Here is a 15179-nt window from a genome sequence, read left to right on the forward strand (position 1 = left end):
CCGAGGGCGCCTTTGTTGCGTGCGGTCGATAGTGGGGAATGACCAAGCAAGCTGATGAGGCGCTGCTGCGCCTGGTGATGGCAGGGGGCGCACTGGCGCCGCGACGGGCATTGCTGCAGAGCGCGGGCAACGCGGCCGCAGCCATCGCGCAGGGCACTGCGAACTGGCGCGCACACGGCTGCACACCGGAGCAGTGCGCCGCACTGGAACGCCCTGATGCGCGGGCGTGGACAGCCACGCAGCGCTGGCTGGAAGACGACCATCACCACCTCCTGGCCTTCACCGACCCGGCCTTTCCTCCCCCCTTGCTGGAAGTACCCAACCCACCGCTGGCGCTGTTCGTGGCCGGTGACCCCAGCCTGGCCTGGCGCCCCTCCGTGGCCCTGGTCGGCAGCCGCTCGCCGACGCCGGGTGGTCGCGCGCTGGCGGCCCGTTTTGCCAGCGGCTTCGTCGAGGCCGGGTTGGCGGTAACCAGCGGGCTGGCTGCCGGCATCGATGCCGCCGCCCACCAGGCAACCCTGGACGCCGGCGGCTGCACCGTCGCCGTGATCGGTACCGGCCCCGACCGCGCCTACCCGGACAGCCATGCCCGGCTGCAGGCCCGCATCGCCACCGAGGGGGCCGTGCTCAGCGAGTACCTTCCAGGCACCGCGGCCCGCCCCGGGCACTTCCCGGCCCGCAACCGGCTGGTGGCCGGGCTGGCCCTGGCCACGGTGGTGGTCGAGGCCGCCCAGCGCTCGGGAGCGCTGATCACCGCGCGCCTGGCCGCCGAGGCCGGTCGCGAGGTCTGCGCCCTGCCCGGTTCGGTGCTCAATCCACGCGCGGCGGGCTGCCACCGGCTGATCCGTGAAGGCGCCGCGCTGGTCGAGCGCCCGGAGGAGGTGCTGGAGCTGCTGGCCCCTGCGCTGCGCCAACAGCTGCCGGGCTTGCAATCGCGGCTGGCCACCCCCACTGAACAGGCACCGCCGGCACCCCTGCCGGCGCGCTGGGCCGACGACCCTGACTACCAGTGCTTGTGGCGGGCCCTGGACCACAACCCAAGCAGTATGGATTCACTGATCACGCGCTGTGGATTGACGGCGCCCCAGGTGTCCTCCATGCTGCTGGCCATGGAACTGGCGGGAATCGTGGTGTGCGTACACGGCCGCTACTGTCGAACTCCCTAGTTTCTTCACCTCCACAGCGTCGCGCGACGCAGGCCGAGGGGCAATGAAAGAGAGCATCCTGGACGTACTGCTGTACCTGTTTGAACACTATTTCAGCGAAGATGCGGACCTGATCCGTGACCGCGATTCGCTTCAGAACGGCCTGATCCAGGCCGGTTTCAGCCCAACCGAGATCAACAAGGCATTCGACTGGCTCGATGCCCTGGCCGCACAGCGGCCGAGCATGTCCCAGGCCCGGGTCGATGGCCCCGTGCGCGTCTACCACGGCCCCGAGCTGGACAAGCTGGACGTGGAATGCCGCGGTTTCCTGCTGTATCTGGAACAGCACGGCATCCTTGATGCCGACCAGCGCGAGCTGGTGCTGGACCGGGCGATGGCCCTGGACCAGGACGAACTGGACCTGGACGACCTGAAGTGGGTCGTGCTGATGGTGCTGTTCAACCAGCCCGGCTCCGAAGCGGCCTATGCCTGGATGGAGACGCAGATGTTCATGGACGAGCCAGAACCCCTGCACTGACCGTACACTTGGGGGCATAGCGCATTCAGGAGCGTCCCCGTGAGCGAGTGGTTCCACGCAGAAGGCAACCGGCAGCAAGGCCCGCTGCCGGCGGAACAGTTGGTTGAGTTGTTCCGCAACAACCAGATCTCCCTGGACACCCTGGTGTGGCGCGACGGCCTGCCGCAATGGCAGCCGTTGCGTAGCGTCGTCGACGAACTCGGCCTGATCGTGCCGGCACTGGACGCTTCTGCGCCGATCGTCGACGCCGAGCCGGAGCCGGTTGCACCGCCTCCGCCGCAGCCACCGGTGCTGCCGCCCTCCACCCCGTACGCCACCAGCACACCGGCCGGCGTCGTGCCGGCGCCGAAGAAGCAGCTGTCCGGCTGCGCCCTCACTGCGATCATCGCAGGCGCTCTGCTGCTGGTGCTGGTGCCGATCGTGGCCATCCTTGCCGCCATCGCCCTGCCGGCCTACAACGATTACACCGTGCGCGCCAAGGTCGCCGCTGCGGCCGATGCCCTGCACCCGCTGCAGGACCAGGTGCAGCATTTCGCCGATGAGGAAGGTCGCTGCCCGGGCGCCAACGATGCCGGCTTCCCCGCCCCTGGCGATTTCACCCGGTCCGGCCTGTCGGCGGTGAACATCGGCCGCTTCAACAACGGCCACTGCGGTATCGAGGCAACACTGTCGATGCCGGGCAAGAGCATCGACGGCGATCTGCTGTGGCTGGAATATGACCGCGACAGCGGCCGCTGGGACTGCAGCGGCGCAAGCGACGACAAGTACCTGCCGCCGGCGTGCCGCGGCTGAGCCGCGCGCGTACCGGTACCTCCAAGGACGATCCAACAGGGAACATGCAATGACTGAGTGGTATTACGCCGAAGGACAGCAACGCCAGGGCCCGCTGCCGGTCCAGGAGATCCGCCAGCGCTTCCAGCGCGGCCAACTGAACCTGGACACGCTGGTCTGGCGCGAAGGCATGGCGCAGTGGGCGGCGCTGCGCCAGGTGGTCGACGAGCTTGAACTGCAGACGCTGGCCGATGCCACGGCGGCCGCCGGCAGCGGCGGCTTCGACCTGCGCGGCGACTATGCCGCCATCGACAACGGCACCGCGCCGCTGCCCGGTACCGGCGCCCTCGGCAGCTCGCCATACAGCGCGCCTGCCGCCGCAGGCGCCGCTGGCCATGCGCAGCCGGTCATGGGCGGCGAAGTGGTCTACGCGGGCTTCTGGAAGCGCGTGGCCGCCTACATGATCGACTACTTCGTGCTGTTCATCCCCGGCAGCATCATCGGCGCCATCCTCGGTGTGGTGCTCGGCGCCAGCATGGGCGCGGTGGGCAGTGGTGAATCGGCCATCGAGGTGGTCGCGCAGCTGTCCAGCGCACTGATCAACTTCGCCATCGGCATGGCGTACTACACCTGGTTCCATGCCTCCAAGGGCGGCGCCACGCTGGGCAAGATGGCGGTCGGCATCAAGGTCGTGCGCAGCAATGGCGAACGCCTGACCAAGGCGCGCGCGTTCGGTCGCTACTGGGCCATGCTGCTGAGCAGCTTCATCCTCGGCATCGGCTTCCTGATGGCGGCCTTCACCGAGCGCAAGCAGGGCCTGCACGACATGATCTGCGACACCCTGGTGGTCGACCGCTGGGCCTTCACCGACCAGCCGCAGCTGCAGCGCCGCGAGCTGGGCACGGTCACCGTGCTGGTGCTGGTGCTGACCGGCCTGCTGTCGCTGGTGGGCTTGGCCCTGCTGGTCTTCGCGGTCGGCTTCATCGCCAAGATGGCGTCCTGAACGGCCATCGTCACGCCTGGCTGCTTGACATGGGCTGGCCGGGCGTGATTCCTCTAATAAGGTGAAACCTGAACGCCCGGCACATTACCGGGCGTTCAGTTTATGGATTTGCGCGTGGCCGCTTCACTAATGCGGCCGTTTGCTCCACCCTAGCGGCCCCTTCCCCACGGTTCGCCCCACAGACCCTGCTGCCATGCCCAAGCACCTGCTCATCGTCGAATCGCCGGCCAAGGCCAAGACGATCAACAAATACCTCGGCAAGGACTACACGGTCCTGGCCTCGTATGGGCATGTGCGTGACCTGATTCCGAAGGAAGGCGCGGTCGACCCGGACAACGGGTTCGCCATGCACTACGACGTGATCGACAAGAACGAAAAGCACGTCGATGCGATCGCCAAGGCCGCCAAGGGCGCCGACGACATCCTGCTGGCGACCGACCCGGATCGCGAGGGTGAGGCGATCAGCTGGCACATCGCCGAGATCCTGAAGGAACGCGGGCTGGTCAAGGACAAGCCGATGCAGCGCGTGGTGTTCACCGAGATCACCCCGCGCGCGATCAAGGAGGCGATCAGCCAGCCGCGCGAGATCGCCAGTGACCTGGTCGATGCCCAGCAGGCGCGCCGCGCGCTGGACTACCTGGTCGGTTTCAACCTGTCGCCGGTGCTGTGGCGCAAGGTCCAGCGCGGCCTGTCCGCCGGCCGCGTGCAGAGCCCGGCGCTGCGCATGATCGTCGAGCGCGAGGAAGAGATCGAAGCCTTCATCGCCCGCGAATACTGGTCGATCGCCGCCGAGTGCGCGCATCCCTCGCAGCACTTCAACGCCAAGCTGATCAAGCTGGACGGGCAGAAGTTCGAGCAGTTCACCATCACCGATGGCGACACCGCCGAAGCCGCCCGCATGCGCATCCAGCAGGCGGCGCAGGGCTCGCTGCATGTCACCGACGTGGCCAGCAAGGAGCGCAAGCGCCGCCCGGCGCCGCCGTTCACCACCTCCACCCTGCAGCAGGAAGCCTCGCGCAAGCTCGGTTTCACCACCCGCAAGACCATGCAGGTCGCGCAGAAGCTGTACGAAGGCGTGGCGATCGGTGACGAAGGCACCGTCGGCCTGATCTCGTACATGCGTACCGACTCGGTGAACCTGTCGCAGGATGCGCTGGCCGAGATCCGCGACGTGATCGCCCGCGATTACGGCATCGCCTCGCTGCCGGACCAGCCGAACACCTACCAGACCAAGTCGAAGAACGCCCAGGAAGCGCACGAAGCCGTACGCCCGACCTCGGCGCTGCGTACCCCGGCCCAGGTCGCGCGGTTCCTGACCGACGACGAGCGCCGCCTGTACGAGCTGATCTGGAAGCGTGCGGTGGCCTGCCAGATGATTCCGGCCACGCTCAACACGGTCAGCGTCGATCTGTCGGCCGGCAGCGAGCACGTGTTCCGCGCCAGCGGCACCACCGTGGTCGTGCCCGGCTTCCTGGCCGTGTACGAGGAAGGCAAGGACAGCAAGAGCGCCGAGGACGAAGACGAAGGCCGCAAGCTGCCGGCGATGAAGCCCGGCGACCGCGTGCCGCTGGAGCGCATCCAGGCCGAGCAGCATTTCACCCAGCCGCCGCCGCGCTACACCGAAGCGGCGCTGGTGAAGGCGCTGGAAGAGTACGGCATCGGCCGTCCCTCGACCTACGCCTCGATCATCCAGACCCTGCTGTTCCGCAAGTACGTGGAAATGGAAGGCCGCAGCTTCCGCCCGTCCGACGTCGGCCGTGCGGTGTCCAAGTTCCTGTCCAGCCACTTCACCCGCTACGTGGACTACGACTTCACCGCCAAGCTCGAGGACGAGCTCGACGCCGTCTCGCGTGGCGAGGAAGAGTGGATCCCGCTGATGGCCCGCTTCTGGGAGCCGTTCAAGGAGCTGGTGGAGGACAAGAAGGAATCGGTCGACCGTGCCGAGGCCAGTGGCGCCCGCGAACTCGGCACCGACCCGAAGACCGGCAAGCCGGTCAGCGTGCGGCTGGGCCGCTTCGGGCCGTACGCGGCCATCGGCAGCACCGCCGAGGACGCCGAGGAAAAGCCCAAGTTCGCCTCGCTGCGGCCTGGCCAGTCGATGCACACCATCTCCCTGGAAGACGCGCTGGAACTGTTCCTGATGCCGCGTGCGCTGGGTGAGGACAACGGCGAACCGGTCAGTGTCGGCATCGGCCGTTTCGGTCCGTTCGCCAAGCGTGGCAGCACCTATGCCTCGCTGAAGAAGGAAGACGACCCGTACACCATCGACCTGGCCCGCGCCGTGTTCCTGATCGAAGAGAAGGAAGAGATCGCGCGCAACCGGATCATCAAGGAGTTCGAGGGCAGCGACATCCAGGTGCTGAACGGCCGCTTCGGCCCGTACATCAGCGACGGCAAGATGAACGGCAAGATCCCCAAGGATCGCGAGCCGGCCTCGCTGACCCTGGCCGAAGTGCAGCAGCTGATGGAAGAAACCGGCAAGCCGGTGCGCAAGGGCTTCGGTGCCAAGAAGGCCGCTGCGAAGAAGGCGCCGGCCAAGAAGGCGGCGGTGAAGAAGGAGGCGGCGCCGAAGAAGGCCGCCGCCAAGAAGGCTCCGGCCAAGAAAGCGGTGAAGAAGGCTGCCGCGAAGAAGGCGCCGGCCAAGAAGGCCGTAAAGAAGGCCGTAAAGAAGGCGGCCAAGTAGATCCACGCCATGCGTGGGTGAGGGGTGTGCGGACCCACGGTCCGCACCCACCAACGATGCCGGCCAGCGGCCGGCAGCACCGAGCGGCACCGTTCCACCCCTTCTGCACGCAGCAGGGGGATAATGAAGCCCCACGCCGGGCCGGTCGCCGCCATGAAAGAACTCACCCTGGACTCTGCTGTCGCCACGCTCCGCGCGGGCGGCGTGATCGCCTATCCGACCGAAGCGGTCTGGGGCCTGGGCTGCGATCCTTCGCACGAGGCAGCGGTGCACATGGTGCTGCGGCTGAAACAGCGCCCGATCGAGAAAGGCATGATCCTGGTCGCTGCCGATCTGGCCCAGCTGGAAGGCTGGGTGCGGCTGCAGGCACTGCCCGACGCGCGCCAGCGCGCGGTGCTGGCCAGCTGGCCCGGTGCCAACACCTGGATCCTGCCAGCCGGCCCGCGTGCGCAGCCCTGGGTCACCGGCGAGCACAGCGGCATCGCAGTGCGCATCAGCGCCCACCCGCTGGTGGCCGCACTCTGCCGTGCCTGGGGAGGCCCGCTCGTCTCCACCAGCGCCAACCTGGCCGGGGAACCACCGGCGCGCAGCCGCGAAGAGCTGGACCCACGCCTGCTGCGCCTGCTCGACGGTATCCTCGATGGACAGACCGGCGGCCTGGCCCAGCCCACCCCGATCCGCGATGCACTCAGCGGCAACGTGCTGCGCTCCTGAGCCGACGATTGCGCTGCCGCGGACAATCACGCACCCTGCCGCCATGACCCTGCTGCGCGCCGCCCTGAGCCTGAGCCTGCTGCTGCCGTGGACGGCGAGCGCCGCCGAGGCCGAGGACGTGCGCGTGTACCGCTGCGTGGCCAGCAACGGCGCCGTCGCCCTGCAGGACCGGCCGTGCAACAGCGGCCGCCAGGAAGTACGCGACCTGCAGCGTCCGCGTGACCCCGCCCCCCGCGTGGTACGCAGCGATGCCGCACCGCCGCTGCCCAGCGAGACGCCGGCCATCCGCGAGCGCGAAGTCCGCCACGTCTACATCCAGCCACCGCAGCCGATGTACGAATGCGTGAGTGACGATGGCCGGCGCTATACCAGCGATAACAACGAAGGCAATCCGCGCTGGGTCCCGCTGTGGACCAGTGTCTGGCTTCCGCGTGGGCATCACGGCCCGGTCTATCCCGGACCACGACCGGCCATCGGCACGCCGGTTGGTACGCCCATTGGCGAAGGCGCGGGGTATCGCCCGCCTGCGGTGGGGGTAGGCGCGCAGGTCCCGGCCGGCAACGTGCTGGTCCGCGACAGCTGCCACGCGCTGCCGCCGCAGGAAGTCTGCGCGCGCCTGCGCGACCGCCGCTGGGAACTGGACCGGCGCTACAACAGCGCGCTGCAGAGCGAACGTACCGCCATCAGCAACGAGCAACGCGGCATCGATGCGCGCCTGTCGCGTGATTGCCAGCGCTGAGCGCGGCGTCCCATCACAGCCTGTACGCTGTACGCATGAACAGATTGATCTGGCTGGCCCTGGCCCTGCTGCCCGGCCCTGCATTGGCTGACGAGGGCGTGATCTACCGCTGTACGTCCAGCAGCAGTGACATCCCCATCCTGCAGCGCACGCCCTGTCCGGCCGGCAGCACGCAGCAGGTCGTGCGCGTGCCGGCGCCCTCCAGCCCGCAACCCGCCGTGGTTGAACGCCCACAGGCGCTGGCTCCGGTTCCGCCACCGGTTCCCCAGGCCAGCGAACCCGCTGCAGCGCCTGCAACGCCCGCGGCGCCACGGCGCGCGGACCAGGGGCGCACGATCATGGAAGCAGGCATGGTTGAACGCGAAGGCGGCGACCAGATTCTCGACAGCGCGACGCTGCAACGCGAAGCCGAGGCCCGCGCCGCATCCGGCGACGGGCCACCGAAACCGCCGTTGCCACCGATCTTCCAGTGCACCGACAGCCAGGGCGGTGGCTACCTGCACGAGTACGAGGCCGCCCCCGGGCGCTGCGAACTGATGACCGTGCAGGGGCTGGGCGGCGCCACGCCGGTGAATGCAGCAGGCTGCGAAGTGGTGCGTGACCGCTGCGAGGCGCTGCCCGAGGCGCAACGCTGCGGCAGCTGGCAGCAACGCTTCCGCGATGCACGCGGCCGCGAGCGCTTCGCCGCACCGGAGAACCGCGATACCGCGCGCGGTGAACGCGAACGGCTGCAGGGCGTGCTGGAGGCCAGCAACTGCCCGGTGCCGGGGTGACAGCCACCGGTAGTGCCGGCCGCTGGCCGGCAACTGCAATCATCTGAAGATCCTGAGGTTGCCGGCCAGCGGCCGGCGCTACCCTCGAACGATCAGAACCCGTAGCGCAGGAAACCGCCATCCACCGCGATGCACTCGCCGGTGACATAGCTGGCTGCCGGCAGGCACAGGAAGCCCACGGCTGCGGCCACTTCATCGGGCTCGCCAATGCGGCGCATCGGCGTGCGGTTGATCACTTCCTCGTAGTAATCCGGGTCCGACAGCGGACCGGACGTGCGCCGCGTACGGATGTACCACGGCGCCACCGCATTGACCCGGATGCCATCCTCGGCCCACTCGACGGCCAGGTTGCGGGTCATCTGGTGCATCGCCGCCTTGCTCATGCCGTACACCACGCCACTGCGCACATGGGTCAGGCCGGACACGCTGCCGACATTGACGATCGACGACGACGCGTGCCGGGCCAGCAGCGGATGCGCGTAGCGCGACAGCTCGAACGCAGAGAACAGGTTGGTCTCGAAAATCTGGCGCCATTCGTCCTCGGAGTATTCCGTGGCCGCCTTGGTAACGTTGCCACCGGCATTGTTGACCAGGATATGCAGGCCATCGCTGTGATCTTCCACCCAGTCCAGGATCTGGCGGCGGTCCTCGTCATCGGAGACATCGGCAGCCAGCGCGTGCACCTGGTGCTGCGGATACACGTCCAGCAGTTCGTCGCGTGCCGTCTCCAGCATGTCGATATCGCGGCCGACGATCATCAGGTCGGCACCGAGGCCGGCCAGTTCATGCGCGATCGCCAGGCCGATACCGGCGCTGGCGCCGGTGATCAGGGCGGTCTGGCCATCCAGGCGCCACCGTTGCTGGGTCATGTGTCCTCCGGGGCCGCGCCCGCTGTGTTTCGATGCCGCAAGGATACGCGCTCACGGCGGCTGCCTGCCGGGGGTGCGACACTGCCCGCACGCCCACCGCGGAGAGCCGCCATGCGCATGTTGATCCTGTCCTCGCCCCTGCTGGCCACCGTGCTGCTGGCGGGCTGCCAGCGCCCACCGGCGCCGAACCCGGAAAAGCCACCGGTACCCCGGGCGATGTCGCGCGCAATCGACCAGCCGCTGGACCGCGCCAAGGGCGTGCAGAAAACCGTGGACGATGCCGCTGCGCGTGAACGCACGGCCGAAGCCGAGGCGACGCAGTAACCCCGCAAACGAAAACGCCCGGCCGAAGCCGGGCGTTTCCAGTAGATCCACGCCATGCGTGGCCGTACCAGTAGATCCACGCCATGCGTGGATGGGCGCTCCGATCAGAACCCGCAGAAGCAGTACGCCAGCGCCTTCACCGGCGCACCGTTGCCCTTCTCGCGGGCCGCGTTCTCGACGAAGCGCAACTGCGTGTCCACTTCCGGCATCGTGCGGGCCAGCATCATCCGCGCCATGCCCGAGTCGGACAGCATCCACGCACCGGCGCGGCTGCCGGCGAAACCGCTGACGAACTGCGCGAACGGCGTCGCCGCCTTCTCGATGTAGCGCACGCGGTAGGCATCGGCCTTGCCCAGCTTGGCGCGGCTGGCGGCGTCGGCCACGGCATCCTTCAGGCCACCGAAGGCATCGACCAGGCCACGTTCCTTGGCCTGCGCACCGCTCCACACGCGGCCACGGGCCACTTCGTCGACGGCCTCGACCGGCTTCTTGCGCGCATCGGCGACGCGGCCGGTGAAGTCGGCATAGCCCTTGTTGATCACCGTCTGCATGACCTGGCCGACGGCCGGGTCCATCGGACGGGTGACGTCGAAGGCACCGGCAAAGCGGGTGGTGCCGACGCCGTCGGTGTGCACGCCGATCTTGTCCAGCGCGCGGCTGAAGTTCGGCACCATGCCGAAGATGCCGATCGAACCGGTGATGGTCGACGGATCAGCGTAGATGCGGTCGGCATTCATGCTGATCCAGTAACCACCGGACGCCGCCAGATCGCCCATCGACACCACTACCGGCTTGCCGGCCGCCTGCAGGGCCACCACTTCGCGGCGGATCTGCTCGGAGGCGAACACTTCACCGCCCGGCGAATCGACGCGCAGCACCACGGCCTTGACGTTCTCATCGTCGCGCGCGGCGCGCAGCAGCGCGGAGGTCGACTCGCCGCCGATACGGCCGGCCGGCAGGTCGCCACCGCTGATCTCGCCTTCGGCCACTACCACCGCCACCTGCGGACGCGAGTCCACCGGGTTGCGGCGAGCGTCGAGCAGCGCCAGGTAGCGCCCGAAGTCGACGTTGCGGAAACCGCCGTCGGCATCGTCATCGGCCACGCCACGCTCGATCATCAGATCCTCGAATTCCTCGCGGGTCTTCAGCGCGGTTACCAGCTTCTGCTGCAGGGCGAACTTGGCCAGGTCGCCACCGGCGGCGGCGATGCCCTCCGGCAAGGTGTCGATGCCGGCGGCCAGCTGGGCCGGATCCAGGCGGCGGGCCTTGGCGATGTCGGCCAGGTAGCGCTGCCACACGTCGTTCATCCAGAACAGGTCGGCTTCCTTGGAGGCCGGCGAGGCGGCGTCGAGCACGTACGGCTCGGCGGCGGACTTGTACTCGCCCACCTTGAACAGATGCACGTCCACGCCCAGCTTGTCCTGCAGGCCGGTGCGGAAGTACTGGCGGTAGCGGCCCAGGCCCTCAAGCACCACCGACCCCATCGGGTCCAGGTAGACCTCGTCGGCCTGTGCGGCCAGCAGGTACTGCGACTGGCCCATGCTCTCGCTGTAGGCCACCAGCTGCTTGCCGGACGCGCGCAGGTCCTGCAGCGCCGACGCCACTTCGCGCAGCGAGGCGAAGCCCGACGGCTGCAGCTTGTCCAGCTCCAGCACCACGCGCTCGATCTTCTTATCTTCCTTGGCCGACTCGATCACCCGCAGCAGGTCGCGCAGCTGGATCTCCTCGGCACCGTTGTCGCCCACCGCCTTGGCCAGCGCGCGGCTGACCGGATCGGCGCTGAACTGCTCGACCAGGCGTCCTTCCGGCGCGATCACCAGGGTGGTGCGGTCCTGCAGCGATTTGCTGGCACCGGCGCCCATGCCGGCAGCAATGACGAACATCACCAGCAGCAGGAACAGCAGGCCGAAGAACACCAGGTTGAGGATCAACCGGCGGGTGAAATTCATGACGTCCCACAGCCCGATGAAGAAGCTGGCGACGGGATTGCGACGCGCCGGGGGCAGCGGGGGCACGGGTTGATTCATGGAACGCTCCGGATGGCTTCTTGCCGTGGTACCAGCATAGCCGGTGCCGTGTGATGCGGCATCGGACACAAGTCAGGGGATCGCCCGCCATGGGTCAGCATGGCGGGCAGGAAGGATCAGGACAGGGTGGACTGGCCGATGCGCAGGCTGCTGCGGCGCAGGCGCCAGCCCATCAGGATGGCGGCCGCGGTCAGGCCCACGATCAGGCCGATCCACATGCCCTGCGGGCCCATGCCCAGGCCCAGGCCGAGCCCGGCGCCAAGCGGCATGCCCAGGCCCCAGTACGCGAACATGGCGATGAACATCGGTACGCGGGTGTCCTTCAGCCCGCGCAGCGCGCCGGCCGACAGCACCTGGATGCCATCCGGGAACTGGAAGGTGGCCGCGTACAGCAGCAGGGTCGAAGCCAGGCCGGCCACCGCCAGATCGTTGGTGTACACCCCGACGATGGCATCGTGGCCGAACAGCAGCACCGCCGCCGACAACGTCTGCGTGCCCATGATGATCGCGTAACCGGCCCACGCCGCACGCCGCACACCGAAGCCATCACCACGGCCGACGGCATGGCCGACGCGCACGGTAGTGGCCTCGGCCACGCCCATCGGAATCATGAAGCACAGCTGCGCGACGTTGATCGCGATCTGGTGCGCGGCCGCCTCGTTGGCGCCCAGGCGGCCTATCAGCAGCGCGGTGACGATGAACAGGCCACCTTCCATCAGCACGGTGATACCGATCGGCAGGCCGGTGCGCAGCAGTTCCCAGATCGCCTTCCAGCGCGGCCCTTCGAAGTGCGAGAACAGCTGCAGGTGGGCGAAGCGCTTGGTGAACCACAGGTAGGTAGCGAAGGCGATCGCCTGCAGCCACATCATCACCGCCGAAGCGATGCCCAGGCCTTCGGCACCCATTTCCGGGAAACCGAGCTTGCCGTTGGCCAGCACATAGCCCATCGGCGCCAGCACCAGCAGGCCGCCGAAGCCAAGCAGCATGGTCGGCAGTGTCCAGTGCATGCCCTCGCTCAGGTAGCGCATGCAGAAGTACAGGGTCAGCGCCGGGCCGCCCCAGCGCACCGCATGCAGGAACGCGGTCGCGCCCGGCACGATGTCCGGTGCGATGCCGAAGGCCGGCAGCAGCGGCGGCACCACGGTGAGGAAGGTGAACATGATCAGGCCCAGGCCCAGTGCCAGCCACAGTGCCTGGCGGAACAGTGGGCCGATCTCGCGCTCGCGGCCAGCGCCGTGCAGCTGCGATACCGAGGCGGTGAGAGAGATCAGCGTGCCGATCGGGATCAGCATCGGCAGCCACAGCAGGGCGGTGCCGATGGTCACCGCGGCCAGGGTCGCGGTGGCGTGGTGGCCGGCAATCACGTTGTCGACGAAGGAGATCAGGCCGGTGGAGACATGGCCCAGCACAAGCGGCAGGGCGAGCAGACCGGTGGCGCCGACTTCCTTGCTGAAGCGCGGCGTGGAGGTTGCAGTAGACATAAGGTGCTTGACGCGAACTACGGTTGCGCGCGAAGGGCACAGGCACCGGGTTTGCGGCCGGTCATCTTACGCGCGCAGCGCGCGCATTCCCATGACACGGTGTGAATGCTGGGTTCCAGCCACAAAAAGGGGACGGAGGGGATTAAGTCGTTTCAGACCCAATTGTTCCGAATACGACTTAATCCCCTCCGTCCCTTTTTTACTGTCCGGCCTGGCGCTTGAGCCAGGTGTCACGCTCGGCGGCGGGCACCGCCAGGAAGGCGCTGCGCACCGCGTCGCGTTCCTGCGGCGGCGTGCGCTGTGCGACCAGGGTCAGCTGTGCCAGCTGGGCCGGGCTGAGCTGGCGCAGCACGGCCAGCGCGGCCTCGCGCTGTTGCGGCGGCACATAGCCGAACAGGCCATGCAGCTTGGGGAATACCAGGCCCAGCTGCGGGCCCAGTCGCCAGCCTTCGCGGAAGGCCTGGTCCTGCGCCTGGAACTGCTGGCGCAGGCGCTGCTGCTGGTCGGCCGGCAACGCGTTGAATCGCGCTGCGGCCTGGCGGATGCGCTCACGCTCGCCTTCCGGAAGTGCCCGCCACGCGGCGTAGTCGGCACGTCGCTGGCGCTGCTGTGCTGCATCCAGCTGCGCGAAGGCCGACGGCGCGGCGGCCGGGGCCGGTGCTGTCGCCTCAACGCCGGGCGCCGGCGCAGGCAGGGGCACATTCAAGGTCTGCGGTGCGGCGGACAGCGACAGCGGCAGGGCCAGCAGCGCGCTGGCGAACAGGGTCTTATTCATCGGCAGCGGTGGTTTCCAGCGTGGCACTGGCCGGCTCGGGCCGGTTCGGCCTGGATTGCGATTCGTCCACCGGCAACGGACCGCCTGCGGCGGTCCACGCATACAGATCGGCATCGGCCAGCAGCGGGTAGTCGCGGTCGGCCAGCATCGTGGCGTCGTCTGCGGCCTGGGAAGGCGTCGTATCCGGCGCGGCGTTGACCGTGCTCGGCGGCAACGCCTCCACCGTGACCGGGCCGGCCTCGCCGACCACGCCTTCCGGCAACGGTGCCGCGGCACCGAACGAACGGCCCTGCAGGTAGCGCCAGCCCAGCGCCGCCGCCAGCAGCACCACTACGGTCAGCAGCAGGATCAGCGGGCCGCGCCAGCGCGGCTTGGCAGTCGGGCGGCGGCGCTTGCCATTGGCGGCCGCACGCTCATCGCGCTGCGGTGCGCGCCAGCTGGAGGTCGGGGCATCGCTGGCGGCGGCCGGTGCGGCCGGCTGCTGCAGCTGCTGCAGGCGCTTGGCCGGCAGGTCGCGGATGCGCAGCTGCACCTGTTCGGCCAGTTGGCGCCAGGCCGACGCGTCGGGCTGGCCGTGCGCATCGCGCGGGCAGGCATTGGCCAGCAGGTGCTGGTAGCCCGCTTCGTCCTGGTCGAGCACGCGCATGGCGATGCCTTCGTCCAGGCTGCCGCCCACCCGCAGCAACAAGGCCAGGCGCGGCAGCGGGTCCATCCCGCCCAATGCGGCCAACGGCGGCGCCCACTGGCCGCCCACCGGCTCGCGCAGTGCCTGGCGCTGGCCCAGCAGGGTCCAGAAGCGGGTCGGCCACTGTGCCATCGGCAGGTCGCTGGCCACCGCGGCAAACGCGCGCATCACCGCCACCAGGGTCTGCTCGGCGCGGGCAGCATCGCCGCACTGCAGTTCAGCCACCACCAGGGCACGGCGTTCAACACCACGCAGGAACGCCGACAGCGCACCGGCCGCGGTCGAGGAAACAGGGGCGGGCACAGCCGTCATCGGTCACTCCAAAGGTCTGCCGGCATGATAGCGGCAGGCCATCGACGCCCGTAGGACTTGCGCCCGCTGGCACTTCGTGCTGCAGGTTGTGCACAGCACCACGCCCCCCTCGGGCAAAACTGGGGCATCCAGCTGAATCCACTCTGTTTCAGCAATGTTTCACACTCAACTTGTTGATTTATATCGCTTTTCTCATGTGGCGATTTTTTGACCAACCCAAGCGTGAGGCCGTCGCCATCGGCCTCCTGCGCGCCCGTCGACCGGTAACGCACAACGTTATCCACAGAACATGTGGATAAGACTGAATCTCCAATGGACACCGATATTTAGGTGACATTTA

14 protein-coding genes are annotated in these 15179 nt (G+C 68.3%); 9 read left to right on the forward strand and 5 right to left on the reverse strand.

Annotation, left to right across the window (positions count from 1 at the left end):
• Positions 1–38: 38 nt before the first annotated feature.
• The 8 genes from dprA to N7590_RS02970 all read left to right on the forward strand — a co-directional run bounded on the left by dprA (position 39) and on the right by N7590_RS02970 (position 8366).
• Entirely contained in the window at positions 39–1166 is a 1128-nt protein-coding gene (dprA, locus tag N7590_RS02935; RefSeq protein ID WP_279935135.1) for a DNA-processing protein DprA, read from the forward strand.
• A 43-nt stretch (positions 1167–1209) separates the two neighbouring features.
• Positions 1210–1683 (forward strand): DUF494 family protein, encoded by a 474-nt coding sequence (locus tag N7590_RS02940; protein ID WP_006472770.1) that lies wholly within the window; start codon positions 1210–1212, stop codon positions 1681–1683.
• 39 nt (positions 1684–1722) lie between these two features.
• The gene (locus tag N7590_RS02945) at positions 1723–2475 is read left to right on the forward strand and encodes a pilin (protein ID WP_164241498.1); all 753 of its coding nucleotides are present in this window, start codon (positions 1723–1725) and stop codon (positions 2473–2475) included.
• A 49-nt stretch (positions 2476–2524) separates the two neighbouring features.
• Positions 2525–3457, forward strand: a complete 933-nt coding sequence (locus N7590_RS02950; protein WP_164241497.1) for an RDD family protein — start codon at positions 2525–2527, stop codon at positions 3455–3457.
• A 193-nt stretch (positions 3458–3650) separates the two neighbouring features.
• Entirely contained in the window at positions 3651–6140 is a 2490-nt protein-coding gene (locus N7590_RS02955) for a DNA topoisomerase I (RefSeq protein WP_279935136.1), read from the forward strand.
• A gap of 123 nt (positions 6141–6263) precedes the next feature.
• Positions 6264–6854, forward strand: a complete 591-nt coding sequence (locus tag N7590_RS02960; RefSeq protein WP_164241495.1) for a Sua5/YciO/YrdC/YwlC family protein — start codon at positions 6264–6266, stop codon at positions 6852–6854.
• 43 nt (positions 6855–6897) lie between these two features.
• Complete coding sequence (locus tag N7590_RS02965; protein WP_164241494.1) at positions 6898–7593, forward strand: DUF4124 domain-containing protein; 696 nt, start codon at positions 6898–6900, stop codon at positions 7591–7593.
• A gap of 35 nt (positions 7594–7628) precedes the next feature.
• Positions 7629–8366: a hypothetical protein gene (locus tag N7590_RS02970; RefSeq protein WP_164241493.1), complete on the forward strand. Its 738-nt coding sequence runs from the start codon at positions 7629–7631 to the stop codon at positions 8364–8366.
• Positions 8367–8458: 92 nt separating this feature from the next.
• On the opposite strand, the gene N7590_RS02975 is transcribed toward N7590_RS02970, so the two are convergent.
• Entirely contained in the window at positions 8459–9235 is a 777-nt protein-coding gene (locus N7590_RS02975; protein WP_049456856.1) for an SDR family oxidoreductase, read from the reverse strand.
• A gap of 111 nt (positions 9236–9346) precedes the next feature.
• Here N7590_RS02975 and N7590_RS02980 point away from each other — a divergent pair, with 111 nt between their 5' ends.
• On the forward strand, positions 9347–9559 hold the full coding sequence (locus tag N7590_RS02980; RefSeq protein ID WP_164241492.1) for a hypothetical protein: 213 nt from the start codon (positions 9347–9349) through the stop codon (positions 9557–9559).
• Between the two features lie 104 nt (positions 9560–9663).
• On the opposite strand, the gene sppA is transcribed toward N7590_RS02980, so the two are convergent.
• The 4 genes from sppA to N7590_RS03000 form a co-directional block, all read right to left on the reverse strand.
• Complete coding sequence (gene sppA, locus N7590_RS02985) at positions 9664–11586, reverse strand: signal peptide peptidase SppA (protein WP_164241491.1); 1923 nt, start codon at positions 11584–11586, stop codon at positions 9664–9666.
• A 116-nt stretch (positions 11587–11702) separates the two neighbouring features.
• A complete protein-coding gene (locus N7590_RS02990; RefSeq protein ID WP_049456854.1) occupies positions 11703–13067 on the reverse strand; it encodes an MATE family efflux transporter in 1365 nt (454 codons plus the stop codon).
• Positions 13068–13266: 199 nt separating this feature from the next.
• The gene (locus tag N7590_RS02995; protein WP_164241490.1) at positions 13267–13842 is read right to left on the reverse strand and encodes a DUF3106 domain-containing protein; all 576 of its coding nucleotides are present in this window, start codon (positions 13840–13842) and stop codon (positions 13267–13269) included.
• Positions 13835–14839, reverse strand: coding sequence for a hypothetical protein (locus tag N7590_RS03000; protein WP_164241489.1), 1005 nt, complete (start codon positions 14837–14839; stop codon positions 13835–13837). Before N7590_RS03000 ends, N7590_RS02995 begins: the two co-directional genes overlap by 8 nt.
• Positions 14840–15179: the final 340 nt, after the last annotated feature.

Origin of the sequence: Stenotrophomonas sp. GD04024 (assembly GCF_029837545.1) — a bacterium.
GTDB classification, from domain to species: Bacteria; Pseudomonadota; Gammaproteobacteria; order Xanthomonadales; family Xanthomonadaceae; genus Stenotrophomonas; species Stenotrophomonas forensis.

Bases quoted from the DNA above. Each gene is read 5' to 3' on its own strand.
- dprA (WP_279935135.1), top strand. From the start codon at position 39: ATGACCAAGCAAGCTGATGAGGCGCTGCTGCGCCTGGTGATGGCAGGG.
- N7590_RS02940 (WP_006472770.1), top strand. From the start codon at position 1,210: ATGAAAGAGAGCATCCTGGACGTACTGCTGTACCTGTTTGAACACTAT.
- N7590_RS02950 (WP_164241497.1), top strand. From the start codon at position 2,525: ATGACTGAGTGGTATTACGCCGAAGGACAGCAACGCCAGGGCCCGCTG.
- N7590_RS02955 (WP_279935136.1), top strand. From the start codon at position 3,651: ATGCCCAAGCACCTGCTCATCGTCGAATCGCCGGCCAAGGCCAAGACG.
- N7590_RS02960 (WP_164241495.1), top strand. From the start codon at position 6,264: ATGAAGCCCCACGCCGGGCCGGTCGCCGCCATGAAAGAACTCACCCTG.
- N7590_RS02965 (WP_164241494.1), top strand. From the start codon at position 6,898: ATGACCCTGCTGCGCGCCGCCCTGAGCCTGAGCCTGCTGCTGCCGTGG.
- N7590_RS02970 (WP_164241493.1), top strand. From the start codon at position 7,629: ATGAACAGATTGATCTGGCTGGCCCTGGCCCTGCTGCCCGGCCCTGCA.
- N7590_RS02975 (WP_049456856.1), bottom strand. From the start codon at position 9,235: ATGACCCAGCAACGGTGGCGCCTGGATGGCCAGACCGCCCTGATCACC.
- N7590_RS02980 (WP_164241492.1), top strand. From the start codon at position 9,347: ATGCGCATGTTGATCCTGTCCTCGCCCCTGCTGGCCACCGTGCTGCTG.
- sppA (WP_164241491.1), bottom strand. From the start codon at position 11,586: ATGAATCAACCCGTGCCCCCGCTGCCCCCGGCGCGTCGCAATCCCGTC.
- N7590_RS02990 (WP_049456854.1), bottom strand. From the start codon at position 13,067: ATGTCTACTGCAACCTCCACGCCGCGCTTCAGCAAGGAAGTCGGCGCC.
- N7590_RS02995 (WP_164241490.1), bottom strand. From the start codon at position 13,842: ATGAATAAGACCCTGTTCGCCAGCGCGCTGCTGGCCCTGCCGCTGTCG.
- N7590_RS03000 (WP_164241489.1), bottom strand. From the start codon at position 14,839: ATGACGGCTGTGCCCGCCCCTGTTTCCTCGACCGCGGCCGGTGCGCTG.